A 16,256-nucleotide genomic window follows, 5' to 3' on the forward strand; every position below is an offset into this window, starting at 1 on the left:
GGGTCCGGTCGACAGACGAGAAGACGGCGCCGAAGAGTCGGTGGAAACCCATGGCGTGCGTGGTAGTCGCTAGCAGGCGAGCGCACCCTTGGCGCGCGCAACCGTCAGAACCGCCTCGTCGACGCGCTGCTGAGGCAATTTACCTGATGCCACAACGCTTTCGAGGTGATCAAGTACCTGCGGAACGTCGTCGGTGGTGAGCCACAGTGCGATGTCCACACCCGATTCCAGCGCGGTCTCGACCGCCTCGGCGATGTCATAGCGGTCGGTGATCGCCTTCATGCCACTCAGGTCATCGGTGAAGATGGGTCCGGCGAACGGCGCCGCGCCGTATCCGATGCCGCCGCGCAACAGCGCCACCGCGTCGGGACTGATACTCGCAGGCACGCCCGGGGCTGTCAGGCCCGGGACTTCGAGGTGGCCGAGCATGACGCCGACACCCGTCGGCCCGAGGTCTCGGAACGGAATGAGATCCTTCGCCCGCAGCCGGTCGAGTGGCGGGGTGGTGACTGCACCGGTGTGCGAATCACCGGACGCCGACCCATGGCCGGGAAAGTGCTTGATCACGGGCAGGATTCCGGCGTCCCGCATTCCGCGCGCATAGGCGCCGGCGTAGCGGGTGACGACGGCAGGGTCGTTCGAGTACGAGCGGTCGCCGATAACGCTGTTGTCAGGTTGGCTGCTCACGTCCACGTCGGGGGCGAAATTGACCGTGACTCCCAAGTCCTTGAGCCCTCGGCCGCGCTCGAGCGCCATCTGATAGGTCTGCTCCTCCGTCATTGTCGCTGCGGTCTGCCGGGCGGACGGTTCGGGCCCGAGAAGGTTCTCGACGCGAGAGACGCGGCCACCTTCCTCGTCGATGGTCACCATCAGCGGCAGCGACGACGCCGACGCGACCTGAGCGACCTCACGGTTGGCCAGCAGGGACTCGTCGGTCCAACTGCCGATGAAGATGCCGCCGACCTGTTCATCGAGAACCACCTGCACAGCGTCTGCGGTCCCGGTAACACCGACATTCAATAGCTGAGCAAGCTTGTGCCGCAACGACAAAGACTGCAGGAACTCCGTCTCACACGTCGCCGGCGCGGCCACGGGAGACTCGGCAGCGGCGTGCGAAACCGGCCCGGCGGGGGAAGATTCCGGGACAGTGCCGATGCCACCCTGGGAACATCCGGCGACGAGGCCGGTGCACGCAATGAGCGCAAGTGCATACTTGATCCGCATGTGTTCGACGGTAACCCAGCCCATCACCGACGCTTCCGCATCGGGGCCCGGAATCGGGTAGCCGTCGTTGCCCGTCTTGCTAACCTGTGTGTAGCGGAAACCCGTACTCAGGAGGTTCTGGTGCCTGCAGGTTTGATGTTGATCGCTTACGACGGATCCGACGACGCCAAACGTGCGGTGGAGTACGCGGGTCGGTTCATCGCTTCCGATCGCGCTGTTGTGGTGACGGTGTGGGAGCCGATGGCCCGGCAGGCCGCACGGATGTCCGGAATCTCGGGTGTGATGCAACCCGAGTGGGTGCCCGACGAGGAGACCGAAGACATCGCGCTCACCGACGCCAAGGTCACCAACGCGGAGGGCACCGAACTCGCCGAGGCCGTCGGCCTGATCACGGAAGGCCGGTGCATCGAATGCAGCACAACCATCTGGGCGGCGATCGTCGAAACGGCCGACGAACTCGCGGTCGACATCATCGTCGCGGGCACCCGCGGCACGACGGGCCTGCGGTCGCTGCTGCAGAGCAGCGTGGCGGATCACGTCCTGCGACACAGCCATCGCCCGGTTCTGATCGTGCCTCCCGGGAAGTAGTCCGACGGCCCCGACTACTGTCAGGTCCACCATGGACGGTTTTATACTCTCCCGTGCAGATCGGACGTTGCGTACGTTCGGCGCACGGTACACATACGACACCGCGGCGGCCTCTATCGCCGCCCTCGCGAGCGGTGATGCCGAGCTGATCGTCGGCGCCCTGCCGTTCGACCCAGCGCGGCCCGCCGCTCTGACAGCACCCGAGTTCTGGAATTTCACCGAGGGCCCCTGGCGGCCCGATACCGTTCCCGACCTCCCGAGCGTGCGCCTGACGCGGGAGATTCCCGCTCCCGCCGAGCACGTGGCACGCGTCCAGTCCCTTCTCGAGCGCCTGCGCGGGGGGACGCTCGAGAAGGTCGTTGCCGCACGTAGCGTTGCTCTGAGCGCCGACACCCCCATCTCTGCAGAAGCCCTGGTCGCGAGACTCATTCGCCTGGATCCAGCCGCCAACGGATTCGCCGTCGACCTCACGGCTGCCGGCGACGGATTCCGTGCCCACAGCCTGGTCGGTGCCAGCCCAGAAGTGCTGCTCAGCCGGCGCGGTCGACGGGTCACCTGCCGCCCACTTGCCGGAACCGCACCGCGGCGTGTCGATCCCGATGCCGACGAACAGGAGGGCCGCGCCCTGCTGGAATCCGCGAAGAACCTGGCCGAGCACGCTTTCGTCACGGCCTGGATCAAGGAGGTCCTGGCCCCGATGTGCACCGAACTTTCCGTTCCGAATTCCCCCGTCCTGACGAGCACGCGTGAGGTGTGGCATCTCGCCACCCCAATCGAGGGCGTGCTGCGCGACCCGGCGACGAGCGCCCTGAGCCTGGCGACTGCCCTGCACCCGACTCCCGCCGTGTGCGGAACGCCCACCGACCTCGCCCTGGCGACCATAAAGGACGTCGAGGAGGACCGGCGGTTCTACGGCGGCGCCGTCGGATGGTGCGACTCGGAAGGCGACGGCGATTGGGTGGTGGCCATCCGATGCGCCGAGATCGCCGCGGACGGTCGCGAGGCGATCGCGACGGCGGGCGGTGGCATCATCGCCCAGTCCGACCCGGAGGCCGAACTCGACGAGACAAGCACCAAACTACGCACCCTGATGCATGCACTCGTCCTGGCGCAGGGACAAGGCACCAAGCCGTCGAAACATCACTACCCGGCACCAATCTGCAGTTCCATGGCCCTCGGGTGATACCTTGACCCAAACAATTCGTACGCGGGAACACCCCGCGTACGTCGAGAAACGACGGTGGGAGATGTCTGATGGGGAAGTTCCTTGTGCCCGGCGCGGTCAGCGCTGTGGTCGGTCTTGCGCTCGGCACTGTGGCAACGCTCGGCATCACCGCAGCCTCACAGAACAACACGCGTCCCGAAGTCGACCGCAACGGCAACGCGGATTCCTCACTGCTGAACCAGGTTGAGTACGGCAGCCGCTGAGAGCGCCGGCTTCACGAGTTCCCGCACTTCCCCCGAGTCGGCGGCCACCATGGCGCCCTCTGGGGAGCCTTTGTCGAGACGGTGGCTGTTCGGCGCCTCTGTCGTAGCGCTTCTTCTCACCTTTCTCCAAACCCCTGGTCGGCTCGCCGCTGACACCAAATACGACCTCTCCCAGAATCCGATCGGATTCCTGGAACGGGCGGCGCATCAGTGGAGTAGCCAGGCCCCCATGGGCCAGGTCCAGAACCAGGCCTACGGATACTTCTTCCCGCACGGCGCATTCTTCGCGCTCGGCGATATCTCGAGTGTTCCGGCATGGATCACTCAGCGCGTGTGGTGGGCTCTGCTGCTCGTTGCCGGATTCTGGGGAATTATTCGGGTTGCCGAAGCTCTCGGCATTGGTAGCCGCTCCTCTCGCCTCATCGCCGCAGTCGCATTCGCATTCTCTCCGCGCGTCCTCACCACCCTGGGTTCGATCTCTTCGGAAACCCTGCCGATGATGCTGGCCCCGTGGGTGCTTCTACCACTGGTCGTGGCCCTTGGCCGTGTGAGCGGCACCGGCCATGCGATTGGCACCGTGCGCGGGGACGCACTTTTGCGCTCACCTGCACGGTTGGCGGCGCAGTCGGCGCTGGCGGTCGCGTTGATGGGGGCGGTCAACGCTGTCGCAACCGCGGCCGCATGCCTCGTCGCGGGCCTGTGGTGGATCTCCCACCGGCCGAACCGACGCTGGTGGACGTTCACAGCGTGGTGGTTCCCATTCCTGGCCCTGGCCACCACGTGGTGGATCGTTCCACTGCTGCTGCTCGGCAAGGTGAGCCCCCCTTTCCTCGATTACATCGAGTCGTCCTCGGTAACGACGCAGTGGACGACCCTCGCCGAGATCCTGCGCGGCACCGACAGTTGGACGGCGTTCGTTTCCCCCGAGCGCATCGCCGGCGCCGTCCTCGTCACCCAGCCCGCCGCGGTCGCCGCGACCGGCCTCATTGCCGCCGCGGGCCTCGCCGGACTGTGCATGCGATCGATGCCCGCGCGCGGCCGCCTGGCACTGATCCTTTTCGTCGGTATCGCGGGACTCGCGGCCGGATACCTCGGCGAACTGGGCTCCCCGTTCGCCGAACAGGTGCGACTGTTCCTCGACTCCGGCGGTGCCCCCCTCAGGAACGTGCACAAACTCGAACCCCTCGTCCGACTGCCCCTCGTCCTCGGACTGGCGCATCTACTGGCGAAGGTCCCGCTGCCTGGTTCGGTGCCGTTCGCCCGCTGGCGCAGCGCGGTTGCACACCCCGAACGCGAACCGATGGTCGCAGTCACCAGCCTGATCCTGGTTGCTCTCACCCTGGCGACGTCGCTGGCCTGGACCGGCAAACTTGCCCCACGCGGCACCTACACCGCGGTACCCGGCTACTGGCACCAGGCCGCCGCGTGGCTGGCGGACAACGCCGGAGGCACGAGCCCGGACGGCTCGGACGCGGAGCGCGCTCTCGTCGTTCCCGGCGCACCGTTCGGTAGCCAGGTGTGGGGGCTCACCCGGGACGAACCACTGCAGGCATTGGCGTCGACACCATGGGCCTCGCGCGATGCCGTCCCGCTCACCCCGCCGGGAACCATCCGGGCGATGGACTCTATCCAGCGACTCATCGCGGACGGCCGACCCTCGGACGGCATGGCGCAGACCCTGCTCGGCCAGGGCATCCACTACCTCGTCCTCCGCAACGACCTCGACCCCGACACGTCGCGGTCGGCCCGACCCATTTTGGTTCACCAGGCAGTCACCCGCTCTCCCGGATTCACCCAGGTCGCCGAGTTCGGTGAGGACATCGGGCCCAGCGACGTCGACGGCCTGGTGATCGACAACGACCTGAGGCCCCGGTACCCGGCCATCGAGATCTTCGAGGTGTCGATGCCCGACGGTGCTCCGACCACGAGCGGCCCATACGTGGCGGACCTCGACGGGATCCCGCGGGTGCAGGGCGGGCCGGAGTCGCTGCAGCGTCTACGCGAGAACGGTGCCCTGCCCGGCGCCGGACCCGTGCTGCTGGCCGCGGACGCGCGGCGCGCCGGACTGCCGGTCGACGACATTACCGTCACCGACACACCCCGAGACCGCGAAACCGACTACGGGCAAGTCGACAACCACAGTTCGGCGCTGCGCAGCCCCGACGACGCGCGGCACACTTTCAATCTCGTGCCCGATTACGCCGTCGCCGACACGCCATTGGTGGAGGGGCAATGGGAGGGCGCGAGACTGAGCGTCTCCAGCGCTGCGTCCGACGCCACCCAACTTGGCGGCACCTCCCCAGCGAGCAGTGCCGCGGCGACCGTCGACGGTGACTCGGCGACGGGTTGGTTCAGCAACGTCATCGAGCGGGCACTCGGCCAGTGGATCCAGATCGATTTCGACACCCCGCTCACCAGTTCTCTGCTGCACATCACGACAAGTCCGGCCGCGATCGGCGCCCCTGTCCGCTGGATGGAGGTGTCGACGCCTAACGGCACAACGGCAGTCAAGGTGGACGCCCCGGGCGAGCCGATCACAGTATCTGTGCCCGGCGGTGCCACTCCCTGGGTGCGGATCACTGCGACAAGAACCGAAAATGGCTCCGCTGGAACACAATTCGGCATCAGCGAGTTGTCTGTGGAGGACTTCTCAGATCCGGACGGCCCAGTCACCGTCCCGATCCGATATCACACGGCGCTGCCCCCCACCCCTGTCGGCACGTCTGTCTCGAGGTGGGACCTGAGTCAGGAACTTCCGGGTCGCAATGCCTGCGCCGAGTCCCCCGACCGCGTCCGGTGCAGCAACGCCCACATCCTGCCTCCCGAGGAGGTCGGTGTCTTCGAGAGAACTCTGTCGGTGCCCGAAACCACTGCGGTCACACCTCAACTCACAGTGCGGGCACGGCAGGGAGCCGCGCTGGAAGAGTTGCTCACCCAACGGGGTCGACCCTCCGCGCACGGAACGAGCGACATCGGTGACCTGCGCGGTTCCGCATTCGCCGCCACCGACGGCGACCCGCGCACCAGTTGGTCGGCGGCGCTGGACACCACGAACGGCAAGGGCGCCAAACCCACCCTCGTCATCGACCTCCCCGAACCCACGCTCGTCACCGGCCTCCAACTGACACCCAGCCTCGGCCCCGTACCCGCCGCTCCCAACCGAGTCGCAGTCGACCTGGGGAGCGGTCCGCAGGTGCGCGACGTGGACGAGGACGACGGGACCGTCGCCCTCGAACCACTGGTGACCGACCGAATCGTGCTCAGTCTCGTGTCCTGGAAGAACATCCTCGATCAGAACGTTCTGGGATTCGCTCAGTCACAGCCCGCCGGACTCGCGGACGTCGGGGTGCTGGGCCGGGGCGGCGCACTGCTGCCCGGTTCGGGTCCAACCGACGATCCGGGCGCCCGTACCGTCACCGTTCCCTGCACTGAGGGGCCTGTCGTCACGATCGGCGGGCAAGCCGTTCGCACCAGCATCACTGCGCCTGTCGGACAAATACTCTCCGGCGCTCCGGTGCCCGCCACCGTGTGTGACCCTGCCGGCCCGGTGACTCTGGGCGCGGGCTCCCAGGACGTCACAGTGGATCCAGGGTCGGCGTTCTTCGTCGACAGTCTTCGCCTGAACGCAGGGGCACCGGCGACGCCGATTCCGACCGAGCAGGTCGCAACCACCGCGTGGACCGAGAACCACCGGGAATTGACGATGCCGCGCTCGGATTCGGAGCGACTCGTCGTCGTCCCCGAAAGCACCAATGTCGGCTGGGCGGCGACCGCCCCGGACGGCACCGAACTGACTCCCGTCGTGGTGGACGGTTGGCAGCAGGGATGGGTCGTTCCTGCAGGAACCGAGGGCACCGTGACCCTCGATTTCCCCACCGACCGCTGGTACCGACTGGGAATCTTCGGCGGCCTGCTGCTGTTGATCCCGCTGATCGCCGTCGCAGTGTGGCCGCGCCACTCGCGAAACCGCGGGCGTGACCTGGGTTCGGCGCCCAGAACCTGGGGCAGCGCGTCGGTCGGGTGGCTGGGCATCTTGGCGGCCGCCACCGTGATCGGTGGACCCGTCGGCGCGGCAACGACAATCGTGATGACCGCACTCGTCGCCGCACTCGTCCGCCTACGCGGAACCATCGCCACCGCAAGGATCCTGGTCGGCATCGCCGGTGCATCGGCGATGCTCGGTATGGCGATACTCTCCACCGGCCCGTGGCGCGCGCCCGGCGGATACGTCGGGCACTCGTTCTTCGTTCAGTTCCCGCTGCTGGTCGCGCTGGTCGCCACGGGTCTGGCCGTGCTCCCGCTCGGACGTTCGGCACTGCTGCGCCGGATCTCCCAGCGCCTCACGGCGCGGCGTGCCGGTTCTTCTACCAGTGCGTAGCTTGCCGACGCAACGGCGATGCTCATCACGGTTGTGAGCAACAGGGCGTAGGCGAAGTTTCCAGCGAACGGCACCAGTCCGAACACCTGAAAGACCGTCGCCAGCACCGCGAGATGCCAGATGAAAATGCCGTACGACCATCGACCGACAGCCAGCGCACCGGGACTCGTAAGGAACCGGTGCCGCGACCTGTCGGACAGAACCAGCGGAGCCATCAGCGCGAAACTGATCACCGCCCCCAGCACTATCTTGATGGCGAACTGCCACGGCTCGAGACGCACCAACCCCGCGGGCCCTGCCAGATCAGTCGCGGTGAGCGCGAATGCCACCGCGGCGACTATCGACATCCGGACCCGATGTCGCGCCCAGCGGTGCATTCTTCCCGGCGGACTCATCGATAACTCTGCCAGCAACATGCCGGATCCGAACCACGGCAGATAGCCAGGCAGCCAGTTTTCGTGATGAATGCCATTCGGGGCCGGAACGGGTACGAACGCCCATACGAGGCTCACCGCGATCACCGCAAGGATCACCGGAACACGCAGCCGTGCAGTAGAACCCCGTAGCCGGAACAACGCGAATGCGAATATCGGAAGCACCAGATAGAAGGCCACCTCCACCGACAGGCTCCACATCTGGGTCAGGCCGCTGGTGAGCGTGAGCGGCACGAACACCTGGACCAGACCGAGGTTCGCCCACCACGTACGAAAACTCCCGTCCGCAGTGGGCAAGAACATCAGCACCACCGCCACCGCCACCCAGTACGCCGGCAGAATGCGCGTCACGCGCGAGATCCAGTAGCGGACGGCTCCCTGCGCCGGACCCACGCCGCGGGCCGCCCCGGCGTGAGTGCGCCACAACAGGAATCCTGACAATGCGAAGAACACCGCCACTGTCAGATCTAATCGTTCCACGATTCGCCCCAGGACGGGAACCTGCGTAAACCCGGTTTGGAACGCGACGTGCGTCACCAGCACGCCTAGCGCCACGAGACCGCGCAGTCCCTCGAGTGCGGGAATAAAGCCCCGAGAGACCGGCGGGGCAGCCGATGCAGGCGTTTCCGAATTCGTGACCGATGTGCTCATCATGAACAGTGTGCCTGTGCCCGCGCTGTGACGAAAACCTCCGGCCGCGCCATTTCGTCTGCGAATCCGCCGACGCGATTACTATCCGATGCGGCAAATGCCCACTCGGGACTGTTAGTGTTTTGCCTCACGTGGTGTCGATGTGGACTCCATGCGATCCGTGCAGCCATGCTGCCGGTGGGGGAATCTCAACCGACAGATTTGAGTTAGGAGAGACAGCATGGCGGAGCGCTCAGGGCCGAGCCGGATACTTGCTTGCATTCTGGTGGGCCTCGGTGCCTTCCTCTTGGCCGTCGCTATTCTCATTCCCACCTACACGGTGGGCAAGTTGGAGAAGACGCCCTTGGACCTCGAAGTGACCACGATCGCCACCGGCACCGGCAGCGTGCTCGACTCGGCGTCTCTTCTCGCAGGCAGTGCCCAGGTAGATACGAACGTTCCGCTGGTGTCACAGCGTTACGTCACCACCGAAGAACCCTCCAACTCGGAAGTGGTCACGCTCCAAGCCGGTCAGACACTGCTTCGGACCGACAAGCAGGGCGACACCGGCCTGCTGAATGCGATCGTCGACCGCAGCACCATCGACCGCAAGACGTCGATGCCGACCAACGACCCGGTGGGCACCATCCAGGCGGACGCGGACCAGCCCGCCCAGGAAGTTCCACGCGACGGACTGCAGTACAAGTGGCCGTTCAACGCGGAGAAGAAAAGCTACCCCTACTTCGACCTGAACTCTCGCGCCACGCAGGACATCGACTTCGTCGAGGAGACGGAGATCAACGGCCTGAAGGTGTACCACTACAGCCAGACCATCGATCCTGTCGACCTGTCGGTGGCGGTCGGCTCGCCGACAGACAAACTGGAGCTTCCCGCCGATGCCTGGGGCGTTCCCGGTGGCACCCTCCCCGTGACGATGACTCGCTGGTACACCAATGTGCGCGACGTGTGGGTCGAGCCCGAGACCGGTGTCGTCATCAGGGGCCAGGAACAAATGCATCAGTATTACGCCCGGAACCAGGACAGGCCGGAGATCGACGTCCTGAACGTGACATTGCCCTTCGATGAGCAGACTATCGAGTCCCAGATCGGGCAGGCCAAGGACGGCATGGACACGATCAACACATTCGGTCGCACCGTCCCCATCATTGCCGGCGTCCTCGGCATCATCGCTCTGATCGCCGGACTCGTTCTGGGACTGCGCGGCGGAAGGAGTGAGGCGCCCGCGCCCACCACAGGTGACGACGACGTGCCCCCGAGCCAGGGCGGTCGCCACTACGAAGATTCGGACGCGCCCACGGAGCAACACGACTGGACCACGGACAAGACGGAAGAGATTCCCGTCACAGATCCGCGAAGGCACGACGAGTAGTAGCAACGCTGTGCAATAGCAGCGCTGGACAATAGCAGCGCTGTGCAGCAGTAGTCCTGGGCAGCCGAACGTTACACAGTCGGCATCGAAGGGGACCTCGGACGAAGATCGAGGTCCCCTTCGATGTGTCCGGAGAACGCTACTTTCGTCGCCCGATGTGACGTCGCCCGATGTGACATTGGTTCCGTCCGACTAGACAGATGCGGCATCGGGCGGAAACAGATCAAGCGGCCACAGCATCACGTCGCGCGCTGCGGACGGCACGGACGCCGACGACCAGCGCGGTGCTCGACGCGGCGGCGACGGCGATTCCGATGAACTGGCCGATTGTGGACGCGACGGTGAGCATCGCAATCATCTCGACGGCCAAACCGATCCAGGCAATCACCGCCAGATGCGTTCTTTCCCCCGCGATCGCCGAGAGAAGTGCGCCCTGCAGTACAGCCAGGCAGGCCCCCTGCAGGGCGAACAGCCACAGTAGCGACTGGACGGGCTGGTATGCATCGCCGACGAGGAGTGGGGCGAGGGGTGCGGCCACCGCGACCCCCGCCACGAGCACCGCGCCGAGGGCGACCAGGATGACCAAAGCCGAGCGGATGGCCTGCACGGACTGGGCAGGATTCGCCATTCGGGGATAGAGGACGACACCGACGGCCTGAGGTAGCCAGAACGCTGCCTTGGTGGCAACGGCGCCGAGCGCATAGAGGCCGGCGTCGTCGTTGCTGAGGACGATCCGGGCGATCACGAGATCCATCGACGACAGCGCGATCAGCGCCAACTGCACCTGTGACGCCTTCAGGACGGCCCCGACGCCGATCCGGGTGCTCGCCTCCCCCAGTACGCCGGAGTCGGCGAACAGTCTCGTGACGACGGCGACCAGTCCGGTTCCGGTCGCGCTGGCTGCGAGGGCGAATCCCGGCCCGGCTCCGGCGGCGAGCACCACAACGGCGGGAACCACCTTTGCGACGCCTGCCGCGGCGAGAACGACGCTGAGCGGACCGAACCGTGCCGCCCCCTGTAACAGACCCTGTTCGGTGGCGAGCAGGACCAGTACGGGCGCCGTGATCAGTGCCGAGGATGTGGCGAGGATGCCGGTGTCCAGAGCCCAGGAGACCACGGGGACGAGCAGTGCGGCCACCACGGCAACGATCACGGCGCAGCGGTACCCGAGCAGTCGCACGGCGTGGGCACCCTTGCCCCGAACCACCTCGCGTGCGACGACGGTCTGCAGCGCCAGTGCGGGCACGGCGAGGACGAGTTGGGCTGCCAGCAGACTCGCGAACTCCCCGTACCCGGAAGGGCCGAGCCAGCGACTCGCGGGCAAATGCAGCAGGTAGGAGGCAATATTCGCGATCATCGAACCCGCCGTCACCATCGTCACCCCGGCGACCGCCGAGTTGGTGCGGGTCTGGCGTGGCATTCGCTCATGATGCACTACGTACCGTGCGAACCGGGTCAATGCACCACGTAATGTGGCGGCTCATGACCGCCCGGCCCCGCGCACCGTTCGTCCCGGCCGTCTACAGCCTGATTCTGGCGATTCTGATCCTCGGACCTCTGCTCGGCCCCGGCTATCTGCTGATGCGCGACGCGGTCAGCACTCCCCGCTCGTATCTGACCGACTCGGCTCTCGGACTGACCGACGCCGCTGCACGGGCGGTGCCGCAGGACGCACTCCTTGCCACGATGAGCGCTGTTGTCGACGGCGGTCTGGTGGTCAAAATGATCCTGCTCGCGGCGTTATGGGCGGCCGGGTGGGGTGCGGCCCGGATGGTCCGCGCCGTGCTGCCGACGGCCGGGCTCGGACCGCAACTCGTGGCCGTGACGGTGATGGTGTGGAACCCTTATGTCGCCGAGCGCCTGCTGCAGGGGCATTGGAGTCTGCTGGCCGGGTATGCGGCCCTGCCGTGGACGGTGTGTGCGGCCGTCGCGATTCGCCGGGGTCACACGCATGGATGGTTCGCCCTCGCCGCCTGTCTCGCGGCCGCCGGGCTCACCCCCACCGGGGTGTTACTCGCGACCGTAACGGCGCTGGCGATGCTCGCTGCCCCAGGTGGAAGGTCTGCCCCGTGGCGTCGGGTAGCCGGTGCGCTGATCCTATTCGTACTCGCAAGCGCGCCCTGGCTGGCGGCGACGGCGCTGTCCGGGGGCGGGGACGGTTCCGACCCTGCGGGGGTCGCGGCCTTCGCAGCGCGAGCCGAGCCGGGACTGGCGACCGTCGGCAGCCTCGCCGGACTCGGTGGAGTTTGGAACAGCGCGGCCGTCCCGGATACCCGGACGACGCTGTTCGCCCTGGTCGGCACAGTGCTGCTGCTGGGCGTAGTCCTGTCCGGACTGCCCGCGCTATGGCGCCGGCGCAGGCATCCCGTCGTGTCGGCGCTCGCAGCGCTCGCACTGGTCGCGGTGCTGGCGCCCACTTTCGGCGCAACGTCCTGGGGTCTCGACCTAGGTCGCTGGGCGGTTCAGAACCTGCCCGGCGCGGGATTGCTCCGGGACTCCCAGAAGTGGGTGGCGCTTGCCGCCCCGCTGTATGCGCTCGCCGCCGCGGCCGCCCTGTTGCGACGCCCGAGTACGTGGTCCGTCTCTGCCGTCCTCGTCGTGCTACTCGCCCTCCCCGACCTTGCGTGGGGAGTTGGGGGCGCGCTGCGCCCGATCGAGTACCCGCGGTCGTGGCAACAGGTGGCATCCCAACTGGACACTGACCCGAACAGCGGCGATATCGCGGTCCTGCCCGCCGGCATGTTTCGTAAGTTCTCCTACACCGGCCCGGCACCCGTCCTGGATCCTGCCCCGAGGATGCTGCCCGAGGACATCCTGCAGACCGGCGAACTGGTGGTGGCCGGCGGTGTCGTGCAGGGCGAGGGTTCACGCGCACAGCAGGTGGAACGAGTGCTGCTCACAGGTGGTTCCGCGGCCGATCTCGCCTCACTCGGTGTCCGATGGGTTCTGGTCGAGCGCGACACGCCCGGGCTCCTAGGCGAATCCGCAACAACGCTGGCCGGTCTGGATCAGCCGTTTTCGGACGAGTATCTCGAGTTGTATCGCATCGACGGCGACGTCGCACCGCATCAGGCGTCCGAGCGAACACGGGCAGCGGCGATATCGGCCCACGTGCTCTGGGCGCTGTTGCTCTCCGGAGGTCTACTCGGCGCGGGCGTCCTCGATGCCTACGCGCTGCGGCAGCGGCGACACCAGCCCTGACGTCCGCAGGCCCGCGGCGGTGCCCGCAAGTACCTCGTGGACGCCGTTGCCGGTGTGTTCCCAGGAGAACTCGCCGGCTCGGATACGCGCCTTCTCGCCGAGCACCAGTCGCGTATCCGGGTCGAGCAGGAGTGTGTTGACGCCTTCGGTCAGGGCGCCGACATCGGCCGAGTCCCCCTCGGCACTGCCGACGAGAACTCCGGTCACACCGTCGACAATCGAATCCGTCAGACCCTTGGAACTGCGATAACCGATGGTTGGAACGCCGTGCTGCGCGGCCTCGATGACCGCCAGACCCCAGCCCTCCTTACGGGACGGCATCACGTGCACCCACGATCGAGACAGCAACTGATGCTTCCGGGTCTCGTCGACGTGGCCGTGGAACGTGACGGCGTCACTGATTCCCAACTCGTGTGCGCGGTCGCGGAGATTGCGCTCCCACCACCCACCACCGATGACGTCGAGGTGGACGTCGGCGATGGTCGGGCGCAGACAGGCGACGGCCACGAGGGCGTCCTCGATCTGTTTGTGCGGCACCAATCGCGAAAGGACACACACGCTGGGATGTGCGGTCCGTGTGTCTGCTCCGCCGGCGGCGGCACCGCCGGGGATATCGTCGGCGCCGTTGCGAACCACGGCGATGCATTCGCGGTCGACGCCGAGGTCCACCAACTCTTCAGCGGACGGGAGCGACACCGTGAGGTACTGGTTGTCCCGATGGGCGCGCGGGGACAGCCGCGATTCGACCCACCAGCCCACCTTGCCCAGCAGCCGTCCCGCCACCGGCCACTGCTCGCGGTGGCAGTGGTGCACGAGCAGAGTGACGGGCGCGTCGGCGACAGCACGGGAGAAGAACGGGATGCCGTTCTGGGTGTCGATGACCGCGTCAGGCCGGATGCCCCTGAGCGGACCGAATCCGAGTCGGCCGGCAGCGATCGCGGCGAGCGCGCGGGGGTAGACGCTGTAGCGTCCGCCGCCGCGGCTGATCTCGATGCCGTCGACGGTCTCCTTCTTGGCGGCTCCGCGGTAGCGGGCGGTGCGGAGGGTGACCTTGATTCCCCGCGCCGCGAGTTGCGCACCGACCTCCTCGAGGTAACGCTCACTGCCTCCACCCTGTGGGTGGCCGGTGTCGCGCCAGCAGAGCAGCAGAACCTCTCGCACGTTCATGTACTCCCGTTGTCGGTGCGGTATCAGTTGTCTCGAGACGGGGCATTCCGCGCCTTGGCCCCCGAACACCATATCGGTCGAATTCTGCCGGATAGTGCAGCCACGGCGGGCGGCTTGTTGCCCGGACGTCTGCACTAGCTAAAGTTCACCACCGTGATGACACCTCCCGTGACCCGACGATTCGGTCGACGGGCAACACTGAAACGGTCGTTCGGCCTGCTCAGCGACTTCCGGCACGAACAGAGCGCCCCCGAGCTCTTCTACGGCGCGCTCGCCCGCGATTCCGTCGAACTCATCGGTGACCTGTACGGCGGTCTCACCGAATCCGACCTGTCCGGTATCACGGTGCTCGACGTCGGCGGCGGACCCGGCTACTTCGCGGAGGTCTTCCAGAAGGCAGGCGCCCGGTACGTCCCGGTGGAACCGGATCCGTCCGAGATGCATGCCGCGGGCCTGGCTGTCGGCGGAGCCGTGCGCGGTTCAGGTCTGGCGTTGCCGTTCCGGACGTCATCGGTCGACATCTGTTTCTCCTCCAATGTCGCCGAGCACGTCAGCGAACCGTGGGCAATGGCCGAGGAGATGGTGCGCGTCACCAAGTCCGGCGGCCTGATCGTGCTCTCGTACACGCTGTGGTGGGGCCCGTTCGGCGGACACGAGACCGGACCGTGGCATGCGTTCGGGGGCGAGTACGCCGCACGGCGCTACTTGCGGAAAAATGGCCACGAACCGAAGAATCGCTACGGCAAAACTTTGTTCGAAGTGTCTGCGACCGAGGGGCTTCGGTGGGCTCGGTGTACCCGCGACGCCGAATTTCTGGCCGCCTTTCCCCGCTACCACCCGCGGTGGGCGTGGTGGATCGTGCGAATCCCGGGGATCCGCGAGTTCCTGGTCAGCAACCTCGTTCTCGTGCTGAAGAAGCGTTGACAATGGCCGCGCTGGCTCTCGACATCGGCGGCACCAAAATCCCCGCCGGGATTGCCGATACGGACGGAACCGTTCCGCACCCGGCCACCGCTCCGACTCCCCCGTCCGGAGTCTGGGACACGTGCGCGGCCCTGCTGCGCGAAGTCGTGGGATCGGCGCCGGTCACCTCCATCGGCATCGCCTCCGCCGGCCCCGTCGACGCCACCGCTGGCGCGGTGTCGCCGATCAACATCGACGAGTGGTCGGATGGATTCGGGCTGCTCGGGGCCGTGCAACGCCTGTTTCCCGGCGCCCCGACGCGACTGGCGATGGACGGCGCGGCGGCCGCACTCGGCGAGCATCATCACGGCGCCGGCACCGCGGTACCCCCGACCTGCTCAGCCTCGTCGTGTCGACCGGTATCGCGGTGTGATCCTCGGCGGTCGAATCGCGACCGGCCGAACCGGCAATGCGGGACACATCGGCCACATGGTGGTTCCCGGCGGCACCGAACCCTGCACGTGCGGCGGCATCGGTTGCCTGGAGACGGTGGCGAGCGGACCGGCGTCGGTGCGCTGGGCCCGCTCCCACGGGTGGCGCGGTGCGACTGGTGTCGAGTTGGCGAAGGCCGCCGCGGACGGGGACGCCGTCGCCATGGCCGCACTCGATCGCGCGGGGACCGCCCTGGGGCAGGCCATCGCGTCCGCCGCCGCCCTGATCGACGTCGACCTGGCAGTGATCGGTGGCGGGTTCGCGCAGGCCGGACCTCCGCTGTGGGATCCGCTGCGAAGGGCCGCCGAACGCCACGCGCGGTGGTCGTTCGTGTCGAATCTCCGCGTGGTTCCCGCGGAACTGGGGGCCGCGGGAACTCTGGTCGGAGCGGGAGGCCTGGCGATCTACGGGAGCTGATTAA

At 67.0% G+C, this 16,256-nt stretch carries 10 protein-coding genes and 2 pseudogenes; 8 read left to right on the forward strand and 4 right to left on the reverse strand.

The features are described from left to right. Window positions 1-69 precede the first annotated feature (69 nt). Window positions 70-1,224, reverse strand: coding sequence for a glycoside hydrolase family 3 N-terminal domain-containing protein (locus RM2_RS10675; RefSeq protein WP_072689073.1), 1,155 nt, complete (start codon window positions 1,222-1,224; stop codon window positions 70-72). 120 nt (window positions 1,225-1,344) lie between these two features. Here RM2_RS10675 and RM2_RS10680 point away from each other — a divergent pair, with 120 nt between their 5' ends. The 4 genes from RM2_RS10680 (at window position 1,345) to RM2_RS10695 (ending at window position 7,618) form a co-directional block, all read left to right on the forward strand. After that, a complete protein-coding gene (locus RM2_RS10680) occupies window positions 1,345-1,812 on the forward strand; it encodes a universal stress protein (RefSeq protein ID WP_072688942.1) in 468 nt (155 codons plus the stop codon). Window positions 1,813-1,843: 31 nt separating this feature from the next. Further along, complete coding sequence (locus RM2_RS10685; protein WP_084721733.1) at window positions 1,844-2,995, forward strand: isochorismate synthase; 1,152 nt, start codon at window positions 1,844-1,846, stop codon at window positions 2,993-2,995. Window positions 2,996-3,066: 71 nt separating this feature from the next. Then, window positions 3,067-3,240: a DUF2613 domain-containing protein gene (locus RM2_RS10690; protein WP_072688944.1), complete on the forward strand. Its 174-nt coding sequence runs from the start codon at window positions 3,067-3,069 to the stop codon at window positions 3,238-3,240. 49 nt (window positions 3,241-3,289) lie between these two features. Next, complete coding sequence (locus RM2_RS10695) at window positions 3,290-7,618, forward strand: alpha-(1->3)-arabinofuranosyltransferase (protein ID WP_072688946.1); 4,329 nt, start codon at window positions 3,290-3,292, stop codon at window positions 7,616-7,618. Window positions 7,619-7,638: 20 nt separating this feature from the next. Here the strand turns inward: RM2_RS10695 and RM2_RS10700 are convergent. Next, a pseudogene (locus tag RM2_RS10700) lies at window positions 7,639-8,706 on the reverse strand (acyltransferase family protein); the annotation flags it as partial. A 217-nt stretch (window positions 8,707-8,923) separates the two neighbouring features. Between RM2_RS10700 and pgfA the strand changes: the two are divergent. Beyond that, window positions 8,924-10,072: a cell envelope lipid trafficking protein PgfA gene (pgfA, locus tag RM2_RS10705; protein ID WP_072688948.1), complete on the forward strand. Its 1,149-nt coding sequence runs from the start codon at window positions 8,924-8,926 to the stop codon at window positions 10,070-10,072. Window positions 10,073-10,295: 223 nt separating this feature from the next. Here pgfA and RM2_RS10710 read toward each other — a convergent pair whose 3' ends face one another. Next, on the reverse strand, window positions 10,296-11,492 hold the full coding sequence (locus RM2_RS10710) for a polysaccharide biosynthesis protein (RefSeq protein WP_072688950.1): 1,197 nt from the start codon (window positions 11,490-11,492) through the stop codon (window positions 10,296-10,298). A 62-nt stretch (window positions 11,493-11,554) separates the two neighbouring features. Between RM2_RS10710 and RM2_RS10715 the strand changes: the two genes are divergently transcribed. Then, window positions 11,555-13,273: an MmpA family trehalose lipid delivery protein gene (locus RM2_RS10715; RefSeq protein ID WP_072688952.1), complete on the forward strand. Its 1,719-nt coding sequence runs from the start codon at window positions 11,555-11,557 to the stop codon at window positions 13,271-13,273. On the opposite strand, the gene RM2_RS10720 is transcribed toward RM2_RS10715, so the two are convergent. Then, window positions 13,214-14,434, reverse strand: coding sequence for a glycosyltransferase family 4 protein (locus RM2_RS10720; protein WP_072689077.1), 1,221 nt, complete (start codon window positions 14,432-14,434; stop codon window positions 13,214-13,216). The two genes, RM2_RS10715 and RM2_RS10720, sit on opposite strands and share 60 nt — an antisense overlap. 174 nt (window positions 14,435-14,608) lie before the next feature. Here RM2_RS10720 and RM2_RS10725 point away from each other — a divergent pair, with 174 nt between their 5' ends. After that, entirely contained in the window at window positions 14,609-15,364 is a 756-nt protein-coding gene (locus RM2_RS10725; RefSeq protein WP_084721734.1) for a class I SAM-dependent methyltransferase, read from the forward strand. A gap of 2 nt (window positions 15,365-15,366) precedes the next feature. Further along, window positions 15,367-16,252 (forward strand): annotated as a pseudogene (locus tag RM2_RS10730) (ROK family protein). The last annotated feature ends 4 nt before the right edge of the window (window positions 16,253-16,256 follow it).

The organism is Rhodococcus marinonascens NBRC 14363 (assembly GCF_001894885.1).
GTDB classification, from domain to species: Bacteria; Actinomycetota; Actinomycetes; order Mycobacteriales; family Mycobacteriaceae; genus Rhodococcus_F; species Rhodococcus_F marinonascens.